General features: G+C 73.2%; 25 protein-coding genes. 12 read left to right on the forward strand and 13 right to left on the reverse strand.

The window, feature by feature from the left end; all coding sequences use genetic code 11:
* Nucleotides 1–31: 31 nt before the first annotated feature.
* From OG552_RS34525 to OG552_RS34540, 4 genes are read right to left on the reverse strand one after another with little or no spacing between them, the layout of a single operon-like run.
* Nucleotides 32–757 (reverse strand): glycosyltransferase, encoded by a 726-nt coding sequence (locus tag OG552_RS34525; RefSeq protein WP_329139814.1) that lies wholly within the window; start codon nucleotides 755–757, stop codon nucleotides 32–34.
* Entirely contained in the window at nucleotides 754–1,341 is a 588-nt protein-coding gene (locus OG552_RS34530; RefSeq protein WP_329141353.1) for an SAM-dependent methyltransferase, read from the reverse strand. The genes OG552_RS34525 and OG552_RS34530 overlap by 4 nt, the downstream gene beginning before the upstream one ends.
* A gap of 35 nt (nucleotides 1,342–1,376) precedes the next feature.
* Nucleotides 1,377–2,141, reverse strand: coding sequence for a PIG-L deacetylase family protein (locus OG552_RS34535; RefSeq protein ID WP_329139816.1), 765 nt, complete (start codon nucleotides 2,139–2,141; stop codon nucleotides 1,377–1,379).
* Nucleotides 2,138–3,157: an acyl-CoA dehydrogenase gene (locus OG552_RS34540; protein ID WP_329139818.1), complete on the reverse strand. Its 1,020-nt coding sequence runs from the start codon at nucleotides 3,155–3,157 to the stop codon at nucleotides 2,138–2,140. The genes OG552_RS34535 and OG552_RS34540 overlap by 4 nt, the downstream gene beginning before the upstream one ends.
* A gap of 319 nt (nucleotides 3,158–3,476) precedes the next feature.
* Between OG552_RS34540 and OG552_RS34545 the strand changes: the two genes are divergently transcribed.
* On the forward strand, nucleotides 3,477–3,926 hold the full coding sequence (locus OG552_RS34545; protein ID WP_329139820.1) for a DUF6153 family protein: 450 nt from the start codon (nucleotides 3,477–3,479) through the stop codon (nucleotides 3,924–3,926).
* Between the two features lie 125 nt (nucleotides 3,927–4,051).
* Nucleotides 4,052–4,771: a DUF305 domain-containing protein gene (locus OG552_RS34550; protein WP_329139822.1), complete on the forward strand. Its 720-nt coding sequence runs from the start codon at nucleotides 4,052–4,054 to the stop codon at nucleotides 4,769–4,771.
* An 80-nt stretch (nucleotides 4,772–4,851) separates the two neighbouring features.
* Here OG552_RS34550 and OG552_RS34555 read toward each other — a convergent pair whose 3' ends face one another.
* On the reverse strand, nucleotides 4,852–5,328 hold the full coding sequence (locus OG552_RS34555; RefSeq protein WP_329139824.1) for a DUF6233 domain-containing protein: 477 nt from the start codon (nucleotides 5,326–5,328) through the stop codon (nucleotides 4,852–4,854).
* A 133-nt stretch (nucleotides 5,329–5,461) separates the two neighbouring features.
* On the opposite strand from OG552_RS34555, the gene OG552_RS34560 reads away from it, so the two are divergent.
* Together OG552_RS34560 and OG552_RS34565 are read left to right on the forward strand one after the other, a co-directional pair.
* Nucleotides 5,462–5,614, forward strand: a complete 153-nt coding sequence (locus tag OG552_RS34560) for a hypothetical protein (protein WP_329139825.1) — start codon at nucleotides 5,462–5,464, stop codon at nucleotides 5,612–5,614.
* A gap of 33 nt (nucleotides 5,615–5,647) precedes the next feature.
* Entirely contained in the window at nucleotides 5,648–6,373 is a 726-nt protein-coding gene (locus OG552_RS34565; protein ID WP_329139828.1) for a class I SAM-dependent methyltransferase, read from the forward strand.
* Nucleotides 6,374–6,443: 70 nt separating this feature from the next.
* Here OG552_RS34565 and OG552_RS34570 read toward each other — a convergent pair whose 3' ends face one another.
* Nucleotides 6,444–7,373 carry a class I SAM-dependent methyltransferase gene (locus OG552_RS34570; protein WP_329139830.1) on the reverse strand — a complete coding sequence of 310 codons (930 nt, stop codon included), beginning with the start codon at nucleotides 7,371–7,373 and terminating at the stop codon, nucleotides 6,444–6,446.
* Between the two features lie 747 nt (nucleotides 7,374–8,120).
* Nucleotides 8,121–8,585 carry a MarR family winged helix-turn-helix transcriptional regulator gene (locus OG552_RS34575; RefSeq protein ID WP_329139832.1) on the reverse strand — a complete coding sequence of 155 codons (465 nt, stop codon included), beginning with the start codon at nucleotides 8,583–8,585 and terminating at the stop codon, nucleotides 8,121–8,123.
* 115 nt (nucleotides 8,586–8,700) lie between these two features.
* Between OG552_RS34575 and OG552_RS34580 the strand changes: the two genes are divergently transcribed.
* Complete coding sequence (locus OG552_RS34580; RefSeq protein ID WP_329139834.1) at nucleotides 8,701–9,753, forward strand: zinc-binding dehydrogenase; 1,053 nt, start codon at nucleotides 8,701–8,703, stop codon at nucleotides 9,751–9,753.
* A gap of 119 nt (nucleotides 9,754–9,872) precedes the next feature.
* On the opposite strand, the gene OG552_RS34585 is transcribed toward OG552_RS34580, so the two are convergent.
* Together OG552_RS34585 and OG552_RS34590 are read right to left on the reverse strand one after the other, a co-directional pair.
* Nucleotides 9,873–10,241 (reverse strand): hypothetical protein, encoded by a 369-nt coding sequence (locus OG552_RS34585; protein ID WP_329139836.1) that lies wholly within the window; start codon nucleotides 10,239–10,241, stop codon nucleotides 9,873–9,875.
* 195 nt (nucleotides 10,242–10,436) lie between these two features.
* Complete coding sequence (locus tag OG552_RS34590) at nucleotides 10,437–11,381, reverse strand: TrmB family transcriptional regulator (RefSeq protein ID WP_329139838.1); 945 nt, start codon at nucleotides 11,379–11,381, stop codon at nucleotides 10,437–10,439.
* A gap of 128 nt (nucleotides 11,382–11,509) precedes the next feature.
* Here OG552_RS34590 and OG552_RS34595 point away from each other — a divergent pair, with 128 nt between their 5' ends.
* A complete protein-coding gene (locus OG552_RS34595) occupies nucleotides 11,510–15,649 on the forward strand; it encodes a PQQ-binding-like beta-propeller repeat protein (RefSeq protein WP_329139840.1) in 4,140 nt (1,379 codons plus the stop codon).
* A 331-nt stretch (nucleotides 15,650–15,980) separates the two neighbouring features.
* The gene (locus OG552_RS34600; protein WP_329139842.1) at nucleotides 15,981–16,646 is read left to right on the forward strand and encodes an SDR family NAD(P)-dependent oxidoreductase; all 666 of its coding nucleotides are present in this window, start codon (nucleotides 15,981–15,983) and stop codon (nucleotides 16,644–16,646) included.
* 56 nt (nucleotides 16,647–16,702) lie between these two features.
* Here OG552_RS34600 and OG552_RS34605 read toward each other — a convergent pair whose 3' ends face one another.
* Complete coding sequence (locus tag OG552_RS34605; RefSeq protein WP_329139844.1) at nucleotides 16,703–16,927, reverse strand: hypothetical protein; 225 nt, start codon at nucleotides 16,925–16,927, stop codon at nucleotides 16,703–16,705.
* Between the two features lie 386 nt (nucleotides 16,928–17,313).
* Between OG552_RS34605 and OG552_RS34610 the strand changes: the two genes are divergently transcribed.
* From OG552_RS34610 to OG552_RS34620, 3 genes are all read left to right on the forward strand, one after another.
* Nucleotides 17,314–17,934, forward strand: a complete 621-nt coding sequence (locus OG552_RS34610; RefSeq protein WP_329139846.1) for an RNA polymerase sigma factor — start codon at nucleotides 17,314–17,316, stop codon at nucleotides 17,932–17,934.
* Between the two features lie 77 nt (nucleotides 17,935–18,011).
* Nucleotides 18,012–18,725: a BN159_2729 family protein gene (locus OG552_RS34615; protein ID WP_329139848.1), complete on the forward strand. Its 714-nt coding sequence runs from the start codon at nucleotides 18,012–18,014 to the stop codon at nucleotides 18,723–18,725.
* Nucleotides 18,726–18,972: 247 nt separating this feature from the next.
* Nucleotides 18,973–19,371, forward strand: coding sequence for a hypothetical protein (locus tag OG552_RS34620; protein WP_329139850.1), 399 nt, complete (start codon nucleotides 18,973–18,975; stop codon nucleotides 19,369–19,371).
* 61 nt (nucleotides 19,372–19,432) lie between these two features.
* Here OG552_RS34620 and OG552_RS34625 read toward each other — a convergent pair whose 3' ends face one another.
* The gene (locus OG552_RS34625) at nucleotides 19,433–20,257 is read right to left on the reverse strand and encodes a SigB/SigF/SigG family RNA polymerase sigma factor (RefSeq protein ID WP_329139852.1); all 825 of its coding nucleotides are present in this window, start codon (nucleotides 20,255–20,257) and stop codon (nucleotides 19,433–19,435) included.
* A 28-nt stretch (nucleotides 20,258–20,285) separates the two neighbouring features.
* Nucleotides 20,286–21,092 carry a BN159_2729 family protein gene (locus tag OG552_RS34630; RefSeq protein ID WP_329139854.1) on the reverse strand — a complete coding sequence of 269 codons (807 nt, stop codon included), beginning with the start codon at nucleotides 21,090–21,092 and terminating at the stop codon, nucleotides 20,286–20,288.
* A 301-nt stretch (nucleotides 21,093–21,393) separates the two neighbouring features.
* On the opposite strand from OG552_RS34630, the gene OG552_RS34635 reads away from it, so the two are divergent.
* Nucleotides 21,394–22,368, forward strand: coding sequence for an NAD(P)-dependent alcohol dehydrogenase (locus OG552_RS34635; protein ID WP_329139856.1), 975 nt, complete (start codon nucleotides 21,394–21,396; stop codon nucleotides 22,366–22,368).
* 36 nt (nucleotides 22,369–22,404) lie between these two features.
* Here the strand turns inward: OG552_RS34635 and OG552_RS34640 are convergent, their stop codons facing one another.
* On the reverse strand, nucleotides 22,405–23,322 hold the full coding sequence (locus OG552_RS34640; protein ID WP_329139857.1) for a LysR family transcriptional regulator: 918 nt from the start codon (nucleotides 23,320–23,322) through the stop codon (nucleotides 22,405–22,407).
* A gap of 170 nt (nucleotides 23,323–23,492) precedes the next feature.
* On the opposite strand from OG552_RS34640, the gene OG552_RS34645 reads away from it, so the two are divergent.
* The gene (locus OG552_RS34645; protein WP_329139859.1) at nucleotides 23,493–24,776 is read left to right on the forward strand and encodes an MFS transporter; all 1,284 of its coding nucleotides are present in this window, start codon (nucleotides 23,493–23,495) and stop codon (nucleotides 24,774–24,776) included.
* The last annotated feature ends 21 nt before the right edge of the window (nucleotides 24,777–24,797 follow it).

Consider the following 24,797-nt stretch of genomic DNA (forward strand, 5'->3'; position numbering starts at 1 on the left):
TTCACATTTCTCCTGCCCGGGCCCGGCGTCCTCACGCCTTCTCCTCCGCCGGCCGGGCAGACACCTCGCCGAGCCCGCCCGCCAGTGCCGCGAGATTCCTGGCGAAGCCGCCGCGGGCACGGGCCCGCAGCCGGTCCGAGGTGAGGACAGGGCAGGCGTCCGTCCGCAGCACGCGGTGGCCGAGCCGGTGCAGCGCGCCGACCAGTGCCCGGTCCTCACCGACATCGAGGGGCGGGAAGCCGCCCGCGTGCCGGTAGGCGCCCGCGGTGAGCCCGAGGTTGGCACCGTGCACATGCGGATGCCGCCAGGGCGCCGCCGCCGGACGGCCCGCCTCGTACTGCAGGGCGTGGCGGTCGGCGAGCTCGGACGGCGGCAGTTCCACGGTGCCGACGACCGCCTCCCAGCCTTCGAGCGCCCGCGCGCCGTGGTAGCCGAGCCAGTGCGCCGGGACGATGCTGTCCGCGTCGGTGGAGGCGATCCATGTCCCCCGGGTGCCCAGCACCTCCAGCGCGTACGCGACACCGGCCGCCCGGGCAGCCCCCGGGTTGCGGCCCTCGGTGCGTACGACCTCGGCACCCGCCCGGGCCGCGACCTCGGCGGTACGGTCGCGGCAGGAGTCGGCGACCACCACCGTCAGGACCCGCACGGCCTCCAGACCCGGGTGCAGGGCCGCGATGGCGACGGCGTTCAGGGCGGCCGGCAGCAGCCGCTCCTCGTTGCGGGCCGGGATCACGACCGCGATGGCGTCGAGGCTCATACCAGTCCCTCCCGCACGGCCGGGGTCGCCGGCGGCCGGCCGTCCCGGTCGGTGCGTCCGTGGATCTGGAGGACGAAGTCGTCCTCCCGGTGGTCGGCCAGCAGGGCGAGCCCGGACACGCCGGCGAGCCGTGCGGCGATGTCGTCGCCGGTCGACAGGTGCTCGCGGACCGGATGGTTCCAGTGCACGGTGGCCAGGGTGCCGCCGGGCTCCAGGGCCGCCACCGACCGCTCCAGGACGAGGTCGAACTCCCGGTCGTCGAAGTAGTAGAGGACCTCGGAGAGCACGATCAGGTCGAAGGTGCCCGCGGGCCACTCGCCGGGCACCGTCAGCCGGGCCACGGTCACCTGCGGCAACGCGGCGGTGCGCCGCCGGGTGGTCTCGACGGCTGAGGCGACCCGGTCGGCGGCCAGCACCTCGTCGCAGCGCACCGCGAGACGCCGGGTGAGTTCGCCGACAGAACAGGCCGGCTCGAACGCCCGCCGGTAGCGGGGGAGCGGCAGGGCGGCCAGTGTCAGGTCGTACTTGCGCTGCTCGTACCAGCGCTCGGCCAGATGCCAGGGATCGTCGGCCTGCCCGTACATGTCCTCGAAGTACGACGCGGGCGTGCTCGTGGCGCTCACTCGAAGACCACTTCGAACGGGCGCAGGTGGTGGGCGAGTTCCTCCGGCGGCAGCACCGCCGCGTCCTCGGGGGCGGACCCGAGCGGCCTGATCTGGCTGGCGAAGTGGCCGACCGCGGCGCGCTTGCGGGCCAGGGCCTCGTCCGGCAGCGGGACCCGGGCCGCCGACGGCCACGGAACCCTGGAGTCGCCGGGCTGCGCCCAGTGCCACAGCCACACCGGATACATCCGGCAGGGCACGTCGGCCTCCCGGCAGGCGGCCAGCGCGGCGCGGCCCACGGCCTCGTGGTCGCCGTGCACATCGCCGATCCAGGGCGCAAGGCACAGCTGGGCGCCCGGCAGCAGTTCGGACAGGGAAGCGATCAGGTCCGGTTCGTGGAAGGCGGTCTCGGTGTCGGGCACCTTGAGCCGGACGATCCGGGCGCCGCCCAGTTCGGCCAGGGCGTTGCGCAACTCCTCGGCCCGGATGCCGGTCAGCTGCCGCGGGGTGACGGTTCTGCTCCCGGCGTGCGACTGCTCGCCGTCGGTGACGGACACCACGGTCACCTCGACGCCGGAGGAGTTGAGCAGCGCCATCATGCCGCCGGCGCCGAGTACCTCGTCGTCCGGGTGGGCGGCCACGACGACCACCCGCCCTTCGGTGGGCAGTTCGAATTCGGGCAGTTCTGTCCATCCGTGCCAGGTCCGCCAGCGGTCCTCGTCGGTGCCGGGTGCCTGGATGGGGTTGGCGTACACGGGCTGCCGCCCGGGCTGCTGGGTCACAGCGACTCCTTCCGGGCGACCAGGCCACCCAGTTCTGCGAGATTGCGTTCCGCGTGGTGCTGACGGAGGTAGACGGCGAGATCGGCGGTCCTGCGGGCGTGCGCCGCGTCGTGGCAGAGCGGTCCTGCGCCGGTGGCCCGGCCGACGTGGGTCAGCACGTCGGCGCACACCGACTCGACGAACGCCCGCACCCGCAGGCTGCGGGTCCTGGCGCCGCCCTCGGCGTCGTACGGATCGCGGTCGATCTCGGCCGCGGCCTGGCGCAGCACGGCGTCCGCCGCGAACAGCCGCATGTCGACGGCGCCCAGGTGGGCGTCGGTGAACGGGTCGGGGCCGCGGTCGGCGGCGGCCTGCCGGAGGACGGCGGCCACCGCGCGGGCGCCGCCGTACCAGCAGGCGGCCACGCCGATGCCGCCGTGCTGGAAGCCGGGCCGTTCGACGTACGCCTCGACACCGCCGAGCGGCTGCGCGGGCACGTCCCGGAAGCGGATGTCGGGCGTGTCGCTGCCGGCCATGCCGAGCGCCTGCCAGCTGCCGGGCACGGGCCGCGTCCCGGGGCCGGTGCTGATCCGGAAGAGCCGGCGGCCGTCGCCGGTCCGGGCGGTGACCAGGGCGTGGGTGCAGCTGTGCGCGCCGGAGCAGTACTGCTTGAGGCCGCTGAGCGCCCATCGGTCGCCGCTCCGGGTGGCGGTCAGGCCCTCGCCCGGCGGTTCCGCCGCCCAGACGCCCCAGCGTTCCCCGGGCTGCGGCGGCGGCCCGCCGAGTTCGGCGAGGATCGCGGTGGCGTCCGCGTGCCCTTCCACCAACCGGGCCACGCACAGGTCCTGCTCCGCCACGGCGCTCAGCGCGGCGAACCGCTCGGCCGTCCGGCCGGACCCCGGCAGCGGAAAGCTCGCTGCCCCGGCCACGTACTCACCGAAGCGGAGCGCGGTCTCCCGGCGGGCCGTCGCCGCGGAGAACCCGTCGTCCTCCGCCGCCCCGGGGGCGGCGCGGTCCTGCGAGGCGGTGCTGTGCATCGGGGCGGCTCCTTGGCGGGACGGCGCTCGGTTCACGGGGATCCCGTGGCTGGAAGAGCGGAGGTCGGGGGTACGGCCGGGCATCGCGTCGGAGGAGTGGCGGGAGCTTCTTGTCCCACCCTCACCCGGGCAGTGCGCGTACGCATCCGGGTGCCCGGGAAACCCGGCGATAAGCGATTCCCCCGGGGCCGGAGTTCCAGCCACCCCGTCCGGCCCCCCACCGCGGGGGCCTCAGCCCCGGACCAGCGCCTCGTTGTGCCCCGGTGGGGACCGGACGGGTCGGCGGGGCGGGGCGCGGGGTGGGATCTAGGATGGGGGCGTGAATCGCCGTACGGCAGGCCGGCTTCGTCCTTGGTGGCGTGGGCGGCTGCTGTTGGTGCTGGCGGTGCTGGCCGGGGTGTTCGCCATGCACGCGCTCGCGCCCGGACCCACCGTGGCCGTCGCCGGTCCGGGAGTCATGCATCACGGCGCGGTGGCCGGGTCCGTACCCGCGGCGCACCGCGCTTCGATGCCGGGGCCGCACGGGAAGGCGCTCCCGGAGGGTGAGAGCTGCCACCCGGCGGCCGGTGGCGGGATGGGCGGGCACCTGCACCACGCCGACAGCACGTGTACGGCGGCCGGGACCGCCACCGGGTACGCACCGCCCGCGCCCGCCCCGGCCGGCATCACCGCACTGGACGCCGGCCTACCCCCGGCGCCCGCGGGCGCGGCCGGTGCGGTGAGCAGGGCGCCGCCCGACCTGGCACAACTGCAGCTCCTGCGGATCTAGAGGCACCCGCACAGCCCGGCGACCGGCTCCCGGCAAGGGATGGGTCGTCGCCCGGCTGTGCCCCGGTACGCCCGGATGTCCGCTCGCACCCGCCCGCCTCGGGCGGTCGAAGGAGTTGCCTCACCATGACGACACGTCACTTCCCGCTCCGGCTCCGCCGGAGCGCGGCCCTCACCGTCACGGGCGCCGCGGCGGTCCTGCTGCTCGCCGCCTGCGGCAGCGACGGCGCCACGGAGCCCTCCCACCACGACATGGGCGCGATGCACAGCACCCCGTCGGCATCGGCCCCGGCCGCAACCCACAACGACCAGGACGTCGCCTTCGCGCTGGCGATGATCCCCCACCACCAGCAGGCTGTCGCGATGGCCGGCCTCGCCGCCACGCGGGCGCGGTCGCAGGCCGTCAAAGACCTCGCCGTCACGATCGAGCGGGCCCAGGACCCGGAGATCACCGCCATGTCCGGGTGGCTGGCCGGGTGGGGGCGGAGCGTGCCCTCGGCCGGCGCCTCGGCGACCGACGGGACGGCGGGCGGCAACGGCACCGGCGGCACCAGCGGCACCGGCGGGATGGAAGGTATGGACGGGATGGGTGGCATGGACCATTCCGCCGGCTCGATGCCCGGCATGATGAGCGACGCCGAGATGGGCCGGCTGGCGAAGTCCTCCGGTGCCGCGTTCGACAGCGCGTTCCTGCGGATGATGATCAGCCACCACCAGGGCGCGATCGCCATGGCCAGGACCGAGCAGTCCAAGGGCTCCTACGGTCCGGCCAGGCAGCTCGCCGCGTCGATCATCGGCTCGCAGTCCACCGAGATCGCCAGGATGAACCAGCTGCTCGGCCGGTAAGAAGGCCGGTAAGAAGGCGAAAGCCCGGGCGGGAGCACCCGCGACACCCGCTCCCGCCCGGGCCGCCCGGCGCGTGGCGGCTACGCGGCCTTCAGCGGCCGGTCCGGGCGGCATACGGGACAGGGCACGGTGTCGTCACGGAGGAGCGCGTCGCGTGCCTCTTCCGAACTGGCGGCGGCGGACATGTCGCGGACGGCCCGGCAGGTGCCGCGGTGGACGACCCGCGCCGGCCCGGGTGCGCGACCGATGTAGACCGGCCGCTCGATCCGCCAGTCGGGGGCGACACCGTACCGCTCGGTGGGCACCCGCCCGTACGCCTGCCCGGGCACCTGCTCGCACAGCTCGGCCGGCACCCGGAAACTCACCGGCGCGGGCGCCACCCGCAGCCTTCCACTCTCCTCGACCTGGGACGGCACGTGGATCCGCACGTCGTACCACCAGCTGCCGTCGCGCTCCTTCCGCCGTGTCCGCACCACGGCATGCACCACTTGGCCGTCCGGCAGGCGCACCTTCACCAGGGGGCCGTCGGCCTGTCGCGGTACCTCTTCCTCACGCACCGTTCTATTTTAGTTCGAATCCAAACCAAGGGCAGCGCCCGGCGGGGGTGTCCTGTGTCATCGAAGTTCGATCAGTACGGCAGTTGCCGTCCGGCAGCCGGCCATCGAGCCGGGCGAGACACTGATCGACCCCATGGCCGACAAGGGCCTCCTCCCACAACAGATCTGGGACCGCCTTGACGACGACCACGGCACAGCCGTGAGCAACCTCGCAGCGGTCGTCCGTCACGTCGCCGCCCGGCGTCTCGCCACGCTCAGGACCGACCCCAGCAGCGAAACCCAGTAGCTGCCGGGCCCGGCTCCGCCTACGGTCGCCCGCATGGCTGACGAGTGCTTCGCACATCCACGGCTCGCCGCGATCTATGACCCGCTCGACCCCGACCGCAGCGACCTCGACGCATACCTCGCGATGGCACAAGAGCTTGAGGCACGCAGCGTGCTGGACATCGGCTGCGGAACGGGAGTTTTCGCGCTCCTTCTGGCCGATCGCGGGATCGAGGTCACCGGGGTCGATCCCGCTCGTGCCTCCATCGACGTGGCCCGGGCCAAGCCCGGCGGCGAACGGGTGCGCTGGATCTGCGGCCATGCCACAGGCCTCCCGCCACTGCAGGCCGACCTCGCGACGATGACGGCGAACGTCGCCCAGGCCATCGTCGATCCGCGGACATGGCAGAGGACGCTGCGGAAATCCCACGACGCACTGCGGCCCGGCGGGCATCTCGTCTTCGAGACCCGCGATCCCGCCAGGCGCGCCTGGGAGGAGTGGACCCGCGAAAACTCATACAGCGTGACGGAGATCCCGGGCGTCGGCTCCGTCGAGAACTGGGTCCAACTGATCGAGGTCTGCGTGCCGTTGGTGACGTTCCGCTGGACCTACGTGTTCGCCGTGGACGGACAGGTGCTGACGTCGGAGTCGACGTTGCGCTTCCGCGAGCGGAAGGAAGTCGAACGGGACCTGGTCGCGCACGGCTTCGTGGTGGAGGACGTCCGCGATGCGCCGGACCGGCCAGGAAGGGAGTTTGTCTTCCTCGCGCGACGCACCTGATCCCTGGCGGTAGTGGGAACCCGGACCGCAGCGCCCGGCGGGGGAGACGTGCCCGGCGGGCGCTGCCGGGTCAGCCGCGGCGCTTGGCCGCGATGGCCGCCTTGGTGATGAAAGGCGGCAGGACGTTCACGGCGAACCGCCGCAGCGGAGGACGCGTGGTACGGCGGGGCGCCGCGGCGGGGCGGGCCTCCTGGGACGGTTCGGGCTTCGGCGGCGCGGGGTGCCGGGAGACGGGCTGCGGCGGGAGCTTCGCGTTCTTGCTGCTGATCCGGATGAGCGGCTCGCCCGCGACCGACTCCGTACCGTGCCAGAGGTCGGTGCGGGTCTTGAGCCAGGCGGTCAGCTCGGTGCGCAGCGCGGTGGGGTCGCCCCAGGTGCCGTAGAGCTTGTTCCCGGTGATGCACAGGACGTGCAGACCGCCGGTGGTCACGGCCTGCCAGGCCGCCGCAGCGACCCCCGGACAGTGCTCGGCGCGGAAGTCGTCCAGTACGACGACGCCATGCGGCTTGAGCACCGTGCGGGCCGTCTCGATGTCCCCGTGGACGTGCTCGTACAGATGGGACGCGTCGACGTGCGCGAAGCGGCAGCTCTCCGCGGGTACGTGCTCGGACACCATCGAGGACAGGCCCTGGAGCACGGTCGGCAGCTCGTCGTGGAAGGAGAGGTAGTTCGCCTCGAAGGCGCGCCGGGTGAGGGTGGAGTACGACTTGGCCATCTCGGCGCCGTTCGCGGAGTCGTCGGCGGGCGCGTCGAAGAGGTCGCAGACGGTGAACCGTTCGCCCGGCCGCCGGTAGGAGCCGGTGAATATCGCGCTCTTGCCCATGTACACGCCTACTTCCAGCAGGTCGCCGGCCTCGGCCAGGCTCTTCTGCCGGGTCAGGAACCAGTCGAAGAGCAGCTGGTCCGCCGGGAAGAACCACCCCTTGACCTCGTCCAGTCCGGTCGGGGCCGGAAGCTGTTCGACGTCGTCGGAAGACACTTCCGCAGGTGCACTGGTCATGGGGATCCGTTCGGAGGTCGCTGCACGCCGGCGCACAGAGCGCTGGAGATATGCCGTGCATGGGGGTACGACGGGCCACGCTGATTGCCGCGCAGCTTTCTCGTTGCAGGTTGAGCGGAGGCAATGAGCACCTGTCCGCGATGTGAAAGCGGAACCAAGATCCGTGGCGCGACCCTACAGCACGGGTCGGGGGGAAGTAAGTGCCGAGTAAGGAAAAGGTCAGGGCGGCGATACGGGCCGCTGGGCTCTGCTCGGACAGATAAGGGCAGGTCAGGAAGGTCGCGGCGCGCGGCATCGATGGTCGCGGACGAGGCAACCAGGCGGTGCGCTGCGGGCTGCGTGCCCCTCGCGGCGTGGCCGACCTTCAAACGGAATCCGGAGGGGTCGCGGCGGGTTCAACGCGGGCGCCCGGTCGGAAGGCGAACCGCACGCCGGTCGGTCCCCCTCCACCGAGACCTCCCACAAGCGGCGGCCGGTCCGGGGCCCGGCCACGCGGCGGCCGGCCGGACCCGCTTCGGTCCGATGGACTCACCGCTCCAGTCCGCGGGGTGAGGGTTCGCCCGGACCGCGGGCAGCTCCGCCCCCGCTTCTGCTGCGAGGTCCGCGGGGCCGGATTCCCGGAGTCCAGGAGGAATCCGGCGACTGCGATCACGTCGCCGATCCGGATGACCTCACCGATCTCCTGGGCGGCGAACCCGGCGAACCCCGAGAACCCGGCGAGTCCGGCGGTCCGGCCGCCCGGTGGACTCAGCGGGCCTGCGTAGCCATCCGGCGGGCCAGCGCCAGACCCGACGGCTCGCCGGACACCAGTGCGCGGAGGAAGTCCGCCACGGCGTGGGCGTCGTACGCCGCCGCGGCCTCGTCGATGCGGCCGTAGAGCCGCTCCTCCACCTCGACCACCTGGCCGGCGGTTGCGGCGCCCTCGGGCGTCAGGGTGAGCGCCACCCTGCGGCGGTCCTGCGTGCCCTCGTCGCGGCGGACGAGGCCGGCCGCGACCAGCCGGTCGACCAGGCGGCTGGGGTTGTTGCCCGATTCGCACACCAGGAGTTCGCCGAGTTCGCTGAGGGCGAGCGGCTGGCGGTCGGCGAGCAGCCGGAGGACCTCGGCCTGGGAGGGGGTGATGCCCAGCGGCCGGAGCTCCTGCGCCAGCCGGCGGTTGCCCTCGCGCTGGGCCGCCAGAATCAGATAACGGATCTCCTCTGCGGGCCTCATCCTGCGATCACCTTTTCCATGTCACGTCATCGGATGACACGTAACAGCCTAGCCGGAGCCGATGTGTGTCGTGTAATCTAATGTCACGTCACTCGTTGAGAGAAGGAGCAGCACTGTGCCTGGAACCAGGGACCTGCACGGCCACGCGTGGGTTGTCGAGACATTCGGCGGCCCCGACACCATGCGCTGGACCGCGACCGTGACCCCCGCCCCGGCGCCCGGACACGCACGGGTGCGCGTCCTCGCCGCCGGCGTCGGCTTCACCGACCTGATGGCCCGCCAGGGCGACTATCTGCTCCAGCGGAAGGCACCCTTCACGCCCGGCTACGAACTCGTCGCGGAAGTCGTCGACTACGCCCCGTCCGCCGGGGACGACCCCCGGGACACGGCCGCACTCGCCCCGGGCACCCTCGTCGCCGCGGCCCTGCCGAAGATGGCCGCGTACGCCGAATACCTCAACCTCCCCGCGTGGCAGCTCGTCCCGCTCCCGGAGGGGCTCGACCCGGTGGTCGCCGCCGCGGTGCCGCTCGACCACCTCACCGCGGTGAGCCTGCTGGAGACACACGCCAGGGTCCGCCGCGGCGACACCCTGCTGATCCAGGGCGCCTCCGGCGGCGTCGGCCGGGCGGTCGCCCGCCTCGGGCAGCTCGCGGGGCTGCGCATGTACGGGACCGCGTCGGCGCCCGGTGCCGCGGAGCAGCTCGCGCGGTACGGCGTCACGCCTGTCGACTACCGGACCCAGGACTTCGAGAAGGTGGTGAGCGCCGCTGAACCCGGGGGTGTCCAGGCGGTGTTCGACCACATCGGCGGCGCCAACCTCGGCAAGGGATACCGGCTGCTTGCCCCGGGCGGCACACTCGTCAGCTACGCCTTCACCGGCCGCCCCGGCCGCATGATGCGCGACACGGCGGTCGGCGCGGCCCGGGTGAAACTGATGAATCTGCGCCCGGGCCGGCGCACCGCCCTGTGCATGGTGCCCAACGAGCTGAAGGCCGACCACAGTTGGTACCGGGACGCGCTCACCCGGCTGCTGGCCCTGACCCGCGACGGATCTCTCCGCCCCGCCATCGCCGCCACCCGGCCGCTGCGGGAAGCGGCCGACGTCCACCAGGCGCTGGAGCGGCGGGAGTTCACCGGAAAGGTGGTGCTCACCACGGCGGGCCACTGAGCCCGTCCGGCCGGCCGTGGACCGAGCGAAGGGCGCCCTCCGCAGCGCCCTCCGCGGCGGTTTCCAGCGCCGCGGAGGGCCCCTTCTCGCCGGCGCTCGGCCGGCCGTGCGCCGGCTCCTTACGCCAGGGCGCGGACCCGGTAACTCACAGCCGCGTAGGGGAAGTTCCCCGCATGCAGGCTGCCCAGCACGAAGTGGAGATCGCTCGATGTGCCGGGGGCGCCGGTGCGGCAGCCGGGGTTGAAGTAGACGTCGATGTCCTGCGCGGAGTAGTTCAGCGCGGACAGAGCCGGCTGGGACAGCGTCTCGCACACCCCTGCCCGGCCCAGGTCGACCGGCGTCGCCGTCCCGGACTGGTTGGTGCCCGAGTAGAAGGCGGCCGGAGGCAGGGCGGTGGCCGAAGCGGGCTGCATGCCCGCGCCGAGGGCGAGCAGTGCGGCGCCGCCGATCGCCGCGGCCGCGCCGAACGCCTTGCTGTGTACCGTCATGTGACTCACCTTTGATCCGTTGGAGGCAGGACGACCCGGCGGCGCCATGGCGGCATGCGCCGGCACGGCAGCGTTCGGGCCCCCCGAATGATTGCACCTTCAACTAGCCGCCGAAAGGCGTAATCCGGCCCCGGTGGGCGCGATTGCCCACTCCGCGCGGCGCGGGCCCCGCCGCATCCTCGGGGCGCGGCCGTTCTAGAGCCAGCCCCGGCGGGCGGCCTGGAGGCCGGCCTGGAAGCGGGTCTGGGCGCCGAGTTCGGCCATGAGGTCGCGGACCCGGCGCTGGGCGGTGCGGGGATGCCAGCCCATGTGGCGGGCGATGGCCTCGTCGGTGAGGCCGGCGGCGAGGAGGCCGAGCAGGGTGCTGTGGTGGGCCTTGCGGGGAGCGTCCGGGGCACCCTGCGTGCCGAAACTGATGGGGACCGCGTCGGCCCAGACCTCCTCGAAGAGGGCGATCAGCGTGTCCAGCAGCGACGACTGATGGATGATCAGGGCGCTGTCGCTGGTGGGTGACCGCTCCAGCGAGATCAGCCCGATCCGGTCGTCGGCCAGGAACATCTTGACCGGGACGCCCGCCGCGACCCGCGCCTGCTCACCGCTCTTGACCAGGTCGCGGACCGCGGCCAGCCGCCCCGGCATGCCGAGCCCTGACCGGTCGTAGACGCAGCGGTACCGCACGCCGGTCGGCAGCAACTCCGACTCGATGTCGTTGGTCCCCAGGCCGCCGATGTACGGAGGCCGGTCGAAGGCGCTGACCTGCTGCCTGGCGCTGCGCTGAAGCTGGGCCAGGCGCTGCACCGTCGCCTCACGGGTGGTCACCACCTCGACGATCTCGGTGGGACTGACCGCGCTCTGCCCGGCCCGGAAGCGTTCCATCAGGCCGGCCGCGAGCACGCGCACCTGCTGGAGGGCCTGTTCCTGGGAACGGACCAGGACCTCCATCGCCATGTCCGGCCGGGCCGGCTGGTAGCGCACCGGCCGCCCCGGCAGCCGGGAGATCAGCCCCTTGGCCTCCAGCGCGGTGAGGGAGGCCGTCACGCGCATACCCGCCAGCCGGCCGCGTATCTCCGCGGTCGTGGCCGGCGCGCAGTCCAGAAGGGCGAGGTAGACGTCCTGCTGTTCCGGTGTCAGCCCCAGCACTCCAAGCACCGTTCATCACCACCGTATTCACGACAACGCCGGGAAGTAGGCCCCCATGCTCCCTTCCAGGCGGGTGCCGGTGCGTGCGAGCGTGACCGGAAACACAGCGATCTTGGGAAGGAGGCGTGGTGCGTATCAAGCGGGTCATTCGCTTGCTGGTCGTCCTTACGGTCTTCGCATTCACCGCAGTTCTGATACCGGGCATCCGGAGCACGCCGGCACTGGCCGCCCCCGCCGCCCCCACCGGCACCACCGCGTCGTCCGGCGCCGACGCCGTCACCCGGAGCGCGGCCTTCGACCCGCGGCGCGCCTACGTCCCCGGCACCTCGCAGCCCCCGCAGACCACCGCCGGCCCGGCCGCCGCGGCGGGCACCGGCGGCGCGGCGGGCCCCGACGCCAACGGCGGCTCCCTGGGCCTGAGCGTCACCGGCGGGGTGGAGACGGCACAGGGCACGCCGCTGACCAGCCCGCTGTCCGGAGGTGACGCGCTGCAGGTGTACAGCCTCGGCGTGGTCAGCCGGGTGCACGCCGACGGCAGTACGGTCTGGCAGCGCAGTACGGCCTCGCTCTACCGCGACTGGCACCTCACCTTCACCAACCCCGGCTATGTCGCGACGCCGCAACTGGTGGTCGGCACCGACCCGGCCGACCCGTTCTACGTGACCACCGGCCAGCCGTTCGCGATGGGCGGCACCCAGCCGTACGCGGTCGGCGACCTCAACGGCGACGGTGCGGCCGATGTCGCCGTCGCCGAGACCGTCGGGGTCAACCTCGGCGCCGCCAGCTGCGGAAACTGCGGCTGGCCGTTCAGCGTGCCGGGCTCCGACCTGCACTTCGGCACCTTCGTGACGGTGCTCGACGGCAGGACCGGCGCCACCCTCCACAGCGAACTCGACCCCGGCTTCGTCACCCAGCTCGCCGTCACCGGCAAGGACCTGATCATCGGCGACGAGACCGGCTCACCCACCGGCAACGGCGGCCCCGGCGCGTGGGGTTCGTCCACCACCGTGCGGGCGATCGTGCTGCGCGGCGGAAGTGGCGGCAGCGGAAGTCACGGCAGCGCCGGCCACGGCGCGCCTGCCGCCACGGAAGCCTGGCGCTATGCGACCGGCGCCCAGTGGGGCCGGCTGCTGGGCCTCCAGCCGGTCGGCGGCGGCGTCGCCGTCTCGTGGTCCGACACCCCGCTCGGACTCGGCGTCCCAGGACCGCCGGACGGCCACGTGGTCCTCGTCGACGCCCACGGCACGGTCCGCTGGGACCGGCGCACCGCCGGATACCCGGTGCTGACGCGGTACGACGCCGGCCGCGGCCTGCTCGCGGTGGTCGAGCAGACCGACCCGGCCACCGCCGTCTCCTACACCCTGGCAGGGCTGCGCGTGACCGACGGCCGCACGACGACGACCACCCGCACCGACGGCGTGCTGCCGACGGCGCTGGCGATCGGCGTGCTCAGCCCGCACGGCAGGACGTCCTGGATCGTCAGCGGCGTGGTGACCACGCCCGACCAAGTGGCGCCGCCGGCCTACAGCTTCACCGCGTCGACGGTCTCCGCCGTGGACCCCGGCACCGCCCGCACCCAGTGGTCGCACGCCCTCGCCGCCGGCGACGGGACCCCGGTGCAGCCCGCCACGATCGAAGTGGTGCCGACTGCGAACGGCCAGGCGTCCGTGGTGGTCGGTTCGTGGCTCTCCCCGGTGACACCGAGTCCGGCGTCGCCGATCGACGAGGCGTACGACCTGCAGGGCCTGGCGGGCGGCAACGGCGCGCCGCGCTGGGAGCATGCGGGTGACGTGGCCGATCCGGCGACGCTGTCCACCGACGGCACCGGCGTCCGCGGCGTCACAGCGGCACAGGACGCGGTGCACTACGACGCCGGCACCGGAAAAGCGGTCCGCACCGCGCCGCTGCTCGGCGACCTCTACGCCGCCGTGTCGGCGGACGTCGACGGCGACCACTGTCCCGACGACATAGCCGGCGGGCAGAGCGGCGCGGTCTACGCCTTCGACGGCCGGACGCTCACCCCGGCCGACGACGCCCCGCACGTGCTCTGGCGGGCCGACGTGGGCGGCCCGGTGCACCAGATCGTCGCCACGACTGTCGCCGGCCGGCCGGTGCTCGCGGTCGCGGCGACCACCGGCATCGCACTGGTCGACGAGCGGACGGGCAAGGTGCTGCACCGGATGGCGCTGCCCGGCCAGTACGCGTGGAACGTGGCGGTCGGCCGGATCGGCGGCCGCACCGCCGTGGTGACGGCCACCGACCGGGTGTCCGCCTTCGACGCGAGCACCGGACAGGCCCTGTGGACCTACCGCCCGGCAGGCGCCTCCTACTTCGCGAACGCGGCGGTCACCGACGGCGTCGTCGTCGCCGAGTACCAGGATCAGGTGGAAAGCCACCAGGCCCCGACGACGATGTCGGCGCTCGGTATCGACGGCGGCACCGGGCGTACCGTCTGGACGGCTCCGGCCGATCCGGCGACGACCTATGCCGCGCAGTTGCCGAACGGGGTGGCGGCCGGCCCGGGCATTCCCGGCGCCGGCGCGGACGGTGCCGCGTTCACCTGGACCACCAGCGACGGGCAGGGCCGGGTCGATGTGCGCGACGCCCGTACCGGCAGGCTGATCTACAGCAACACCGACAACACCCTCTCCGGCCACGAGAGCTACTTCCTCGACCCGCGGGCCGGGCTGATCGCGACGGGCGACACCGGCTCCGCAGCGATCACACCCGACGGCCCCGACGCGACGTTCTGGGCCTCCGGCACCGACTCGGGGATCGCCGAGGCCGGCGGCACACCGGTCCTGCTGACCGCCCATGTCGCGCTGAACGCGTACCCGCTGTCGGTCCTCACCGCCGGTGACGACGAGGTCGATCCGCTCGCCGCGTACGAGCCCTTCCAGACCGGCCGGCTGAGCGTCACCGCCGACAACAGGGTGCTCACCATGCCGATCGACTGGCGGGCGCACCAGATCCTGGTCGCCGAGGCCGGCCAGACGGTGCGCGCGTACGACGTGTCCATCCAGCACGGCCTCGAGTCGCTGACGCTGACCGGCACCCCGGCGGCGAGCGCGGCGAAGCACCGGACGATGGCGCCGAAGGCGCCCGTCACCCGGCCGGACACCCTGCCGCTCGGCGACACCGCGGCCGGTGACGCCCGGATCGGCACCGCGCAGCCCGCGGCGGCCGTCAGGGTACGCGGCTACACCGGCACCGGAAAGCCACAGCTCACCGCGGCCGCCCCGTCCGGGTACGACCCCGCCGCCGTGCGCGCGTACCTGGGGCTGCGCGGCACCGGGGCCGGCCAGACGGTCGCCGTGGTCGACGCCCCCGGTGACGCCGGCATCGTCGGCGATGTCAACGGCTTCAGCGCGCAGTTCGGGCTGAACCGCGTGTGCCCCGGCGCCGCCACCGCGGGCTGCTTCCACCTCACCGTGACCGCGCCCGACGGCACCGGGCCCGACGACCCGAACTGGGGCCTGGAGACCGCGATGGACGTCGAGTGGATCCACGCGGTCGCCCCGCAGGCGGCGGTGGTGCTCGTCGAGGCGCATGACGGCGGGTTCGCGTCGCTGTTCAGGGCGGTCGACGCCGCGGCGGCGCTGCACCCCGACGCGATCAGCATGAGCTGGGGGATAGCGGAGGAGTTCACCGACGAGACCTACTACGACCAGCACTGCCGGCTCGCCGGCTCGGTGTGCTCGGTGGCCAGCGGCGACTACGGCCACCCCGGCTCGTACCCGGCGTACAACCCGGCGGTGCTGTCGGTCGGCGGAACCACCCTCGACCTGGGCGGCGACGGCGCCGTGACCGGGGAGACCGCCTGGGCCGGCAGCGGCGGCGGACGCAGCTATGTCGAGCCCACGCCCGGCTACCAGAAGGGCGTGGTGTCCGGTGGCCGCGGTACGCCCGATGTCAGCTTCGACGCGGACCCCGCGACCGGCGTGGCGGTCTACGACACCGCCGGGCCCAACGGAGAGTCGGGGTGGTACCAGGTCGGCGGCACCAGCCTCGGCGCGCCTTCCTGGGCGGCGATCCTCGCCTCGGCGGACCAGTTGCGCGCGGCGGCCGGCAAGCCCCGGCTCACCTCGGCGGACGGTTCGGCCCAGAAGGCCGTGTACGCGGCGGCCGGCCGGCTCGGCGACATCGTGTCGGGACCGGCGAACGGATTCTGCCCGTCGATCTGCTCGGCGACCACCGGCTACGACTTCGTGACCGGGCTCGGCAGTCCGCGTGCGGGGCTCGACGCCACGCTGGCGGCGGCACCCTGACCGCACCGGCGTGCGGAAATCCGGTACGCCTCCCGCACGCCTCCCGGCCCGTGGCCGCGGACGGAGCCCACGGCTCGGTCCGCGGCCACGGGCGTCATGCACTCGATCGGACCCCTGGAGGGCTGTGCGCCCGGCGATGCCGGGCAGGGATCATTCGCCCACCGGCGACCGCAGCCCGAAGCCCCAGCCCGAACCCAGCCCGAACCCAGCCCGAAAACCGCAGCCGTAAGGAGACCGGCGCCCCGGCACACCCGGCACCCGCGTACCGAACCCGCGCGACCGCGACGCCACCGGTCCGCGCGCCTCCCGCCCACCAGGACAAGGACCCAGCATGACGACCATCGCCATCGTCGGAGCAGGAAGAGGTCTGGGCGCCGCCGTGGCGCGCCGCTTCGGCCGCCAGGGCTTCGACGTCGCCCTCGTCTCCCGTACCCAGGAACACGTCGACTCCCTCGCCGCGGAACTCGGCGGCGAGGGGGTGCGCGCACGCGGTTTCGCCGCCGACGTGCGGGACCCGGTGGCCCTCACCGCAGCCCTGGCCGCTGCCACCGCCGCCCTCGGCCCGGTGGAAGTCCTGCAGTACAGCCCCATTCCGCACAAGGACTTCATGAAGCCCGTCCTGCAGACCACCCCGGCCGACCTCAGGGGACCGCTGGAGTTCTCCGTCCACGGGCCCGTGACAGCCGTCCAGCAGGTCCTGCCCGGGATGCGCGTCCTCGGGCGCGGCACCCTGCTGTTCGTCAACGGCGGCAGCGCCGTGCGGCCCCACGCCGACCGGGCCGGCACCTCCATCGCCTTCGCCGCCGAGAGCGCCTACGCCCGTATGCTGCACGACACCCTCGCCGAGGACCGCATTCACGTCGCCCAGCTGATCATTCCCGGCGCGATCACCCCCGGCCACCCCCGCAAGGACCCCGCGGTGCTCGCCGGCCTCCTGTGGGACCTCCACCACGACCGCGGGGAATTCCGCCACTTCGCCGAACCCCTGGAGGACTGAGCCCGCCCTCGCGGCAGCCCGGCGCACCAGTGAACCGGGCTCCGGGCAGGGGGAGTTCAGCGGGGGCTTGAGCACGGGTGGCCGCCGACCCGGATCGGCGGGCTGCACCGGACCCGGATCTGCCCCAACAGCCGGGGCTCCAGGAGGCACAGGAGAGTCACGGCCCCTTCCCGGGTGATCTGCCGCGGGTCGTAGGCCAGGCGGACGAGGCCACTGGAGTCCCGGTACATCAGGGGAATCCCGTCGTCGAGCATGGCTGTCTCGATGTGTACGTCTGTCACAGCGGTTCCTTCCCCTGACACCAGGGCAGGGACGCCGCACCGGGCTCGTGCGGCTGGTTGCTGCTGGTTGCCCAACACTCCGGGGATTAAGCGTTGTTGGCCGAAAACACGGCTTCCGTTTCGCAACGCTTGTCCCGCTCCCTGGCGAACCTGCCACGGCGGAGCCCCGGAGACCAGCGGCCCGACCGGTGTGCGGCGGATCGTACGGGAGTTCCCATCGCCAGAAGTCACTTAATGTCCACAATCGTGGACAGTCGAGTGCGACGAGTGCTTGACTCAGTGTCCACGGACATGGACATGGACATATGCCAGTCCGGCGGATCGCGCGCGCCCTCGGCAGGTGGGCGCGCCCGCGGACGCCCACCGACACGGAGACAGGAGATGCGGTGCAGCACGAAGAACCAACGGTCGCGGTGAGCGGAGCACCGGGCCACCCCAGGGACCTCCGGAGCGACGCCGCCCTCGCGGTCCTGGCCGGAGCGGGCGACGCCAACGCGTTCGCCGTGATCTTCACCCGCTACCAGCCGTGCGTGGCACGGTACTTGCGCCGGCACGTGCCCGAGGACCCGGGGACCGCCGAGGATCTGGTCAGCGACACCTTCGTCCGGGCGCTGGGCAGGATCGGGCACTACTACGAATCGCCGAGCGGCATGCGGGCGTGGCTGCTCACCATCGCCCGCAACCTCGTCACCGACCACCGGAAGCTGGCGCGCACCCGCCTGGAACTGCCGGTCTTCGAGGTGCCGGAAGCGCGGATGCCCCCGGTGTCCGACCCGCACGAGGAGGTGGTCGCGAGCATGACCGGGTCCGTGGTCCGCCAGGCACTCACCGGGCTCACCGAGCACCAGCAGCAGGTGATCGTCATGAGGTACTGGATGGGGATGCGAGCGCGCCAGATCGCCCGGATGACCGGCCGTACCGAGGGCGCCGTCAAGGCGCTCCAGTGGCGCGCCCGGCTCGACCTGCGCCACTCGCTCGGGAACCGGGGCACCGGGTGGTCGCTGTGACCGGCGACCCGGCCCGTCGGGGGACCTCTTCACGGCGGGCCTCTTCACGGCACGCCGCCCGTGGCCCCCGGCGGTGGATGGCGGCGCTGCGCACCGGGGACGCCCCCACGGGTCCCGGCCGGGGCGTCCCCGGGTCCTCTTCCCCGTCCCCGCCGTCCTCGCCGTCCTCGCCGTTCTCCCCGTCCCCGGCCGGCGACGCTCCGGAGCCGGTGGCCCCGGAGCCCTCCGCGGCGGGGTCACGCGAACAGCGAGCCGCCCGGCACTGGGCCCGGGCCCAGGCACGGCGGACCGCCTCGTCGCTGGCCGCCGCGTACGGGGCGCACCCGGACGTGGTCTCGGTGCTCACCGAGGACGAACGGGTGGTGATGATCATGCACATCCGTGAGCTGAGCGCCTGGTACGTCCACCGCTCCATGCTGGGCATCCGGCCCGAGACCGTGCTGTGCCACCAGGACGTGTGCATCGGCACCGCGATGCTCGTCGCCACCCCCGTCCGCCTCGTCGGCCACGGCGTGCCGGGCCTCCTGGCACAGGCCGCCGCAGCCGCCCAGGAGCCCTACCGGCTCTGGGACCGGGTCTACGACCTGGCGGCGCCGCTGGAGGACGGGCACGGCACGCTGTGGCAGCACCGCGGTGGCTGGGCGCCGGACGGGGTCCCCCTGCTGGTGCCTTACGGGCGCCGTGAACCGTGCCGGCTGCCCACCGTGCTGCGGATGGCCGGCTCCCTCGAAGCGGCGGCGCGCCTGCTCCCGGTCCTCCCCGCGCAGCATCCGCCCGCGCCCGCGCACTGAGCCCGCCGCGTACCGCCGAAGAGCCGCCCCCGGACGTGTCAGCCGTCCGGGGGCGGCCTTTGCTGTACCCACTTGCGGCAAGGCCAATCCTTCCCGAGCGTCCGCCGGACTTATTGAGACGTTTTCCGAGGTGAAGCGGTGCCGTAGCGCCGAGGGGGCCTGGAAGTGATCTCAGAAGGGGACAATGAGGGAGCGGTGACGGCGTCGTCGCATCGGGATGCGCAAGCGGCAACAGGAGTCTGGACGAGTGGCTGGCGAAGAGCCTGGGCAGCGTAACGCCCTGACCGAACTGGTCGGGTCCGCGGTGGGAAGGGGAAAGCGGTGGAGTCTGCGGGACTTCGCGGGCCGAGCCGTCGATCCGGTGACCGGCTGGTCCCCCAGTAAGTCACTGCTCGGCAAGATCGTCAGCGGTGAGAGCTACAAGATCGAGCCGCGCCTGGTGTCGGCGCTGTCGGTGGGACTCGGCCTGCCCCGGCAGGTCGTGGCCGCCGCGGCCCACTGGCAGGCGATCGGGTACGAGCAGCAGGAGCTCGACGCGCCGGTGGCCACCATGCTCGTGCGCTACCTGTCGTCGCCGCAGGCGTCGACCCCGCTGGCCCAGGCCGTGGCCGACCGCTGGGACGCCGAGGAGCGGGGCCTGGGCTGATGCCCTGGCCGATCCCGGCGGGCCCGCGGCGAAGGGCGCGGTGCCCGTTGCGGGCGACCGGTCAGGCGTCCGGCGCGGGGGAGAGCAGTTCGTGACGCAGCCGGATCAGCGACGCCGCCAGGATCCTCGACACGTGCATCTGGGACAGCCCCAGGACGTCGGCTATCTGCCGCTGGGTCATGGAACGGAAGAAGCGCAGGTGCAGCACCCCGCGTTCGCGTTCCGTCAGCCCGCGGGCGGCGGTGCGCACGGCCATGCAGTCGGTCACCAGGGTCAGCGCGGGCTCGTCGAACCCCAGGGTCTCCGCCAGGGGTACGCCGGACCCGCCGTTCGCCGGCATATCCAGGGAACGGGCCCGGTAGGCGCCCTCCGCGGCCATCGCGCCGAGCACGTCCTCCTCGGACAGGCCGGCCTGCGCGGCGAGTTCCCGGACCGAGGGCCGCGCGCCCGGTGAGCGCTGCACCAGATCGCTGTGCGCCTGCCGGACCTGGGGCTGTGCCTCCTGTACGCGCCGGGGGACCCGCACACTCCACATGTGGTCGCGGAAGTGGCACTTGATCTCACCGGTGATGGTCGGCACGGCGAACGACAGGAAAGGGTGGCCCTTGGCCGGATCGAAGCGGTCGACGGCCTTGACCAGGCCGACGCACGCGACCTGGAACAAGTCGTCGTCCGACTCCCCGCGGCCCCGGTAGCGCAGCGACATCCGGCGTGCCAGCGGCAGCAGTTCGGCGATCAGGCACTCCCTGAGCCGGACCCGCTCCGGACCCGGCGGCATGGCGGCCAGCAGCCCGAGCCGGTGGCCGGTGTCCGGAGCGGCTTCCCGCGCTCCGTCGTCGGTTCCGGGCGGCTGCGGCACCGCCCGGTGATGAATGCTGCTGTTCATGGTCTGTGGGCAGCTCGATCCTGGTGAGTCAGCGGGGCGGCACCGGCACCCGCGACGCGGCCGGACGGCCGGTGGGCGGGTGCGCCGCGACCAGCGGACCGCACTGTTCGACGAGGTCGGTGAGCAGACACGGCCAGGGTGCGGTGCAGGCGGACGGCAGGGCGGTGCCTGTCAGTGACAGCAGGGGGACCCCGTCGTACGACCACACGTCCTCGTGGGTCCAGGTGTTGCCCCGGTCGTCGACCAGCGGCCTGGCCAGGTCGTACACGCCGTCCCAGAGCCGGTACGGGTGTGCGGCCGTCGCCTCCCGGCCGGCGAGGAGGCCCGGCACGCCGAGCCCGACGAGCCGGACCGCGGCGCCTTCGACGGCCCCGAGGCCGGCGCAGTCGGGTCCGATGAAGATCACCCGGCGGCCACGGATGCCGAGCGCCGAGCGCCAGACGTACCAGGCGTGCAGGTCGATGACCCGCAGCGCGACGAGGACCCGGTCGCGGTCGGCGCTCACCGTCAGCACCTCCGGATGGGCCGCCCAGGCGGCGGCGAGCTGCTTCTCGGCCCGAAGGCTCCGCCGGCACGAGCGCTCCCAGGCCCGGGCCACGTCCTCCACCCCGTCCTCCGGCGCCGGAGCGGGGGTGGGGAGGGTGACCGGGGCCGCCGGAGCGGCCGGAGCGGCCGGTGGGGCGTCGGTCTGCGTCCGGCCCGCCGCTCCGGCCCACTTCGGTACGGAGACGGCAGGCGGCGCGGGGGCGGCCGGCGCCGCGTCTTCCCGCGCCGCCCGGGTCCGGCGCCGGAAGGGGATTCCCGGCATCAACCGGTTCGGTGGAGAGGTACTCATCGCTGCCCTTTGCCTGTCGGTCGTCGAGCCACTCCCCGCCACGATCGCGGACGAAGGATTCGCTCGGAACCCGACCAAGTGTCCACCAATGTGGACGCGAGAGGGAGGGTTGACGCCATGAATCACTGTCACGAGTGAATATGCGTGACGCGCCGGACGGCAAAAGGCAGCGGATTTCCGTCGTCGCTGGCCGTGGCTGCTCGTCCGGCGTCCGCGCAGCGCCGATACTTCTGGTCGTCCCTGTCCGTTCCGCATCCGTTCGGCACCCGCTCCGCACCGAACCCGAGCATCGGGAGACACGATGAAGGCAGTCGTCCAGGACCGGTACGGCTCGCCCGACGTTCTGGAGATCAGGGACGTCGCCAAGCCGGTGGCCGCCGAGAACCAGGTACTCGTCCGGATCCACGCGGCCGCGGTCAACGCGGCCGACTGGCACGTCGTGCGCGGCGACCCGTACCTGGCGCGCCTGAGCCTCGGACTTCGCGGGCCGAAGCGGGAGATTCCCGGCCGGGACTTCGCGGGCCGCGTCGAAGCGGTCGGCAGGGGAGTGCGACGTTTCCGCCCCGGCGACGAGGTCTTCGGCGAAGCGGACGGAGCGTTCGCCGAGTACCTCTGCGTACCGGACGACGCCGTGGAGCCGAAACCGGCGAACCTGGACTTCGCACAGGCGGCGGCGCTGCCGCTGGCCGGGAACACCGCCTTGATGGGGCTGCGCGACCTCGGACAGGTGCGGGAGGGCGCGCGGGTACTGGTCAACGGAGCGTCAGGAGGCGTGGGGCCGTTCGCCGTCCAGATCGCCAAGGCGTTCGGGGCACATGTGACCGGGGTGTGCAGCACGCGGAACCAGGAGCTGGTCAGATCGGTCGGCGCGGATCACGTCATCGACTACTCCCAGGAGGACTTCACCCGCGCCGGTGAACGGTACGACATCCTCTTCGACCTGGTGGGAAACCACTCGCTGACCGCCTTCCGGCGCGCGCTGGCGCCCACGGGGACGCTCGTCCTGTCCGGCGGGGGTGTCTTCGACGGCGGCAGTCTCTTCGGCCCGATGTCGCTGATGCTCAAGGGCCAGGCGCTCTCGCGCTTCGTCAGCCACCGGCTGCTCGTCCTGACGGCGGCGCCGAGCAGGGAGAACCTGGCGGCGCTGCGGGAACTCGCCGAAGCGGGGAAGGTCACCCCGGTGATCGACCGGACGTATCCGTTGGCCGAAGTCCCCGAGGCGATCCGCTACATGGAAGTGGAGCACGCCCGGGCGAAGGTCGTCATCACCGTGTGAGCCGGGGCCGGCCGGCGGTGCGGTGAACCGTCCGCGTCAGGACGGCCCCGGAGTCCGCACGGCCCGCACGACGTGGTCCAGGAAGCGCCGGGCCGCAGGACTCGCCGCCTGGCCCTTGGGCAGCGCCAGGCTGATGTCCCGCCGCAGCCGCACACCTTCGACGGGGACCAGTTTCATCCGGGCGGCGGTGTCCTGGTGCAGGGCGAAGTTGAGCCCCTCGGGAACCAGCGCCACCGCGGCCCCGGCCGCGACCAGATCCAGCACCAGGGCCCATTCGTTGACCTCGTAGACGGTCCGCCGGCTCAGGCCCGCGGTGCGGAAGGCGTCGTCGATCACATTCCGGATGGCCCACTGCGGTGGTGTGTCGACGAAGCGCTCGTCCGCCAGGCGCTCCAGGGGGACGGAGGCGGCCGCGGCCAGGGGATGACCGGTGGAACAGGCCAGGGCGAGTGACTCCGAGAGGATCGGTACGACATGGACGCCCGCGGGCGGGCCGCCGCCCGGCGGCATGGAGACGAGGGCGCAGTCGAGTTCGCCGTTCGCCACCATGTCCAGCATCCGCAGTGCGCCGAGCTGCCGGACCGACATGTCAAGACCGGGGTGGGCCACCGCGAAGTCGGCGAGCCATGACGTGAAGGGCAGGGTGTGCCCGCTGGTCTGGAGCGCGCCGAGCACCAGCCGCCCGGCGAGCACGCCGTGCACGTCCCGGGCCGCCTGCCGCGCGGCCTCCGCCGCTTCGAGGGCGCGCCGGGCGGCGGGCAGCAGCGCTTCGCCCTCGACCGTCAGCCGCACGGGACGGGTGCCCCGGATGAACAGGGGCGTTCCGACGTCCTTCTCCAGGGCCCGGACCGAGGTGGACAGGCCCGACTGGACGATCAGCTCGCGGGCTGCCGCCCGGGTGAAGCTTCTCTCCTCGGCAAGGGCCACGAAGTGGCGCAGGTGGCGAAGTTCCATACCCCATTATCTCCACGGGAGATGATTTCTATCTTCAATACGTGCGGGGAAGCTGGATGGCGGGACCGGAAGGCGTGGTTGCCTGAACTGCGGGTGCTCGGCGAAGGGCCGGGCGCCCGGACATCTCCGGCGCTCAGCGCCGTCCGCAGCAGGTGAAGGGCAGCTTCCGCATGACCGAGACCACACCGCCCGCGTTCGCGCCGGCGGCCGAGAAGGACAGCGCCGCGGCGGCGCGCCGCGGGAGCGCCCGCGGCTCGTACCGGGCCGGATTCTGGCTGGTGGCTGCCGCCTTCACCGCGCTGATGGCCTTCGGCACCGCGCCCACGCCGCTGTGGCCCCTGTACCAGGTGAGGGACGGCTTCGGGGCCACGACGGTGACCGTGGCCTTCGCCGTCATGGTGATCGGCGCCGCCGCCAGCCTCTTCGCGTTCGGTCATCTCTCCGACCGCGTCGGGCGTCGTCCGGTGGTGGCCTTCGGGCTCGCCACCGCCGTCGCGTCCGCCGTCGTCTTCGCGGTCTCGCCGTCGCTCCCCAGCCTGATCGCCGGCCGGGTGCTGACGGGCATCGCGATCGGTCTCATGGCTCCGACGGCGACCGCGTACCTCACGGATCTCTACCGGCAGGCCCACCCGGAGCGGCCCGGAGCGGCCGTGCCCGCCCTGGTCGGCGCCGGCGCCAACCTCGGGGGCCTGGCGCTGGGTCCCTTGGCGGCCGGCGCCCTCGCGCAGTGGGCCAGTGCACCCCTCACCACGGTGTACGTCGTCTTCGCCGCGGTTCTCGCGGTGCTGCTGGTGGTGGTGCTCCGCTGCCCCGAGACCGTCGACCGCTCCACCGCCGGGCACCAGCGGTCGGTCCGGTTCGCGCTGCGGCCCGGCGGCCGGACGTCGTTCGGCTCCGCGGCGGCGGTCGGATTCTTCTCGTTCGCCGTCATGGGCCTCTTCTCCTCGCTCGGCGCGATCATCGTGCGCGGCCAGCTGGGCATCACCTCGACCTTTGTCGTGGGGCTCGCTCCGTTCACCGCGTTCGCCGCGTCGGCCGTGGCCCAACTCGCTCTCGCGCAGGTCTCGCACCCCAGGCTGCTCGTCAGCGGCACCGTGCTCTTCCCGGTCGGCCTGGCATTGACCGCGCTGACGCTCTACCACCCGGCGCTGTGGCTCGCGCTCGTCGCCGCGGGCCTGTCAGGAGGCGGCGCAGGGCTCCTGTTCAAGGCGTCGGTCGTCCAGTCGGTGACGTCGGCGGAGCCCGCGTCGAGGGCAGGCGTCCTGGCCGCCTTCTTCGTCGTGGCCTACCTGGGCATGGGCCTGCCCTCGGTCGCCTTCAGCGTCGTGATCCAGCACGCCGCGCTCCGGCCCTCCATGATCGGTTTCGCCGCGGCCATCTCGCTCGGCGCCGGCGCCGCGGCCGCCGTGGGCGTGCGCACCCACCATCACCAGTCCACGCTCCGCCCGCGCTGATCCGGCGCCCCCTGCGCGAGG

The organism is Streptomyces sp. NBC_01476, assembly GCF_036227265.1.
In the GTDB taxonomy this organism is placed as follows: Bacteria; Actinomycetota; Actinomycetes; order Streptomycetales; family Streptomycetaceae; genus Actinacidiphila.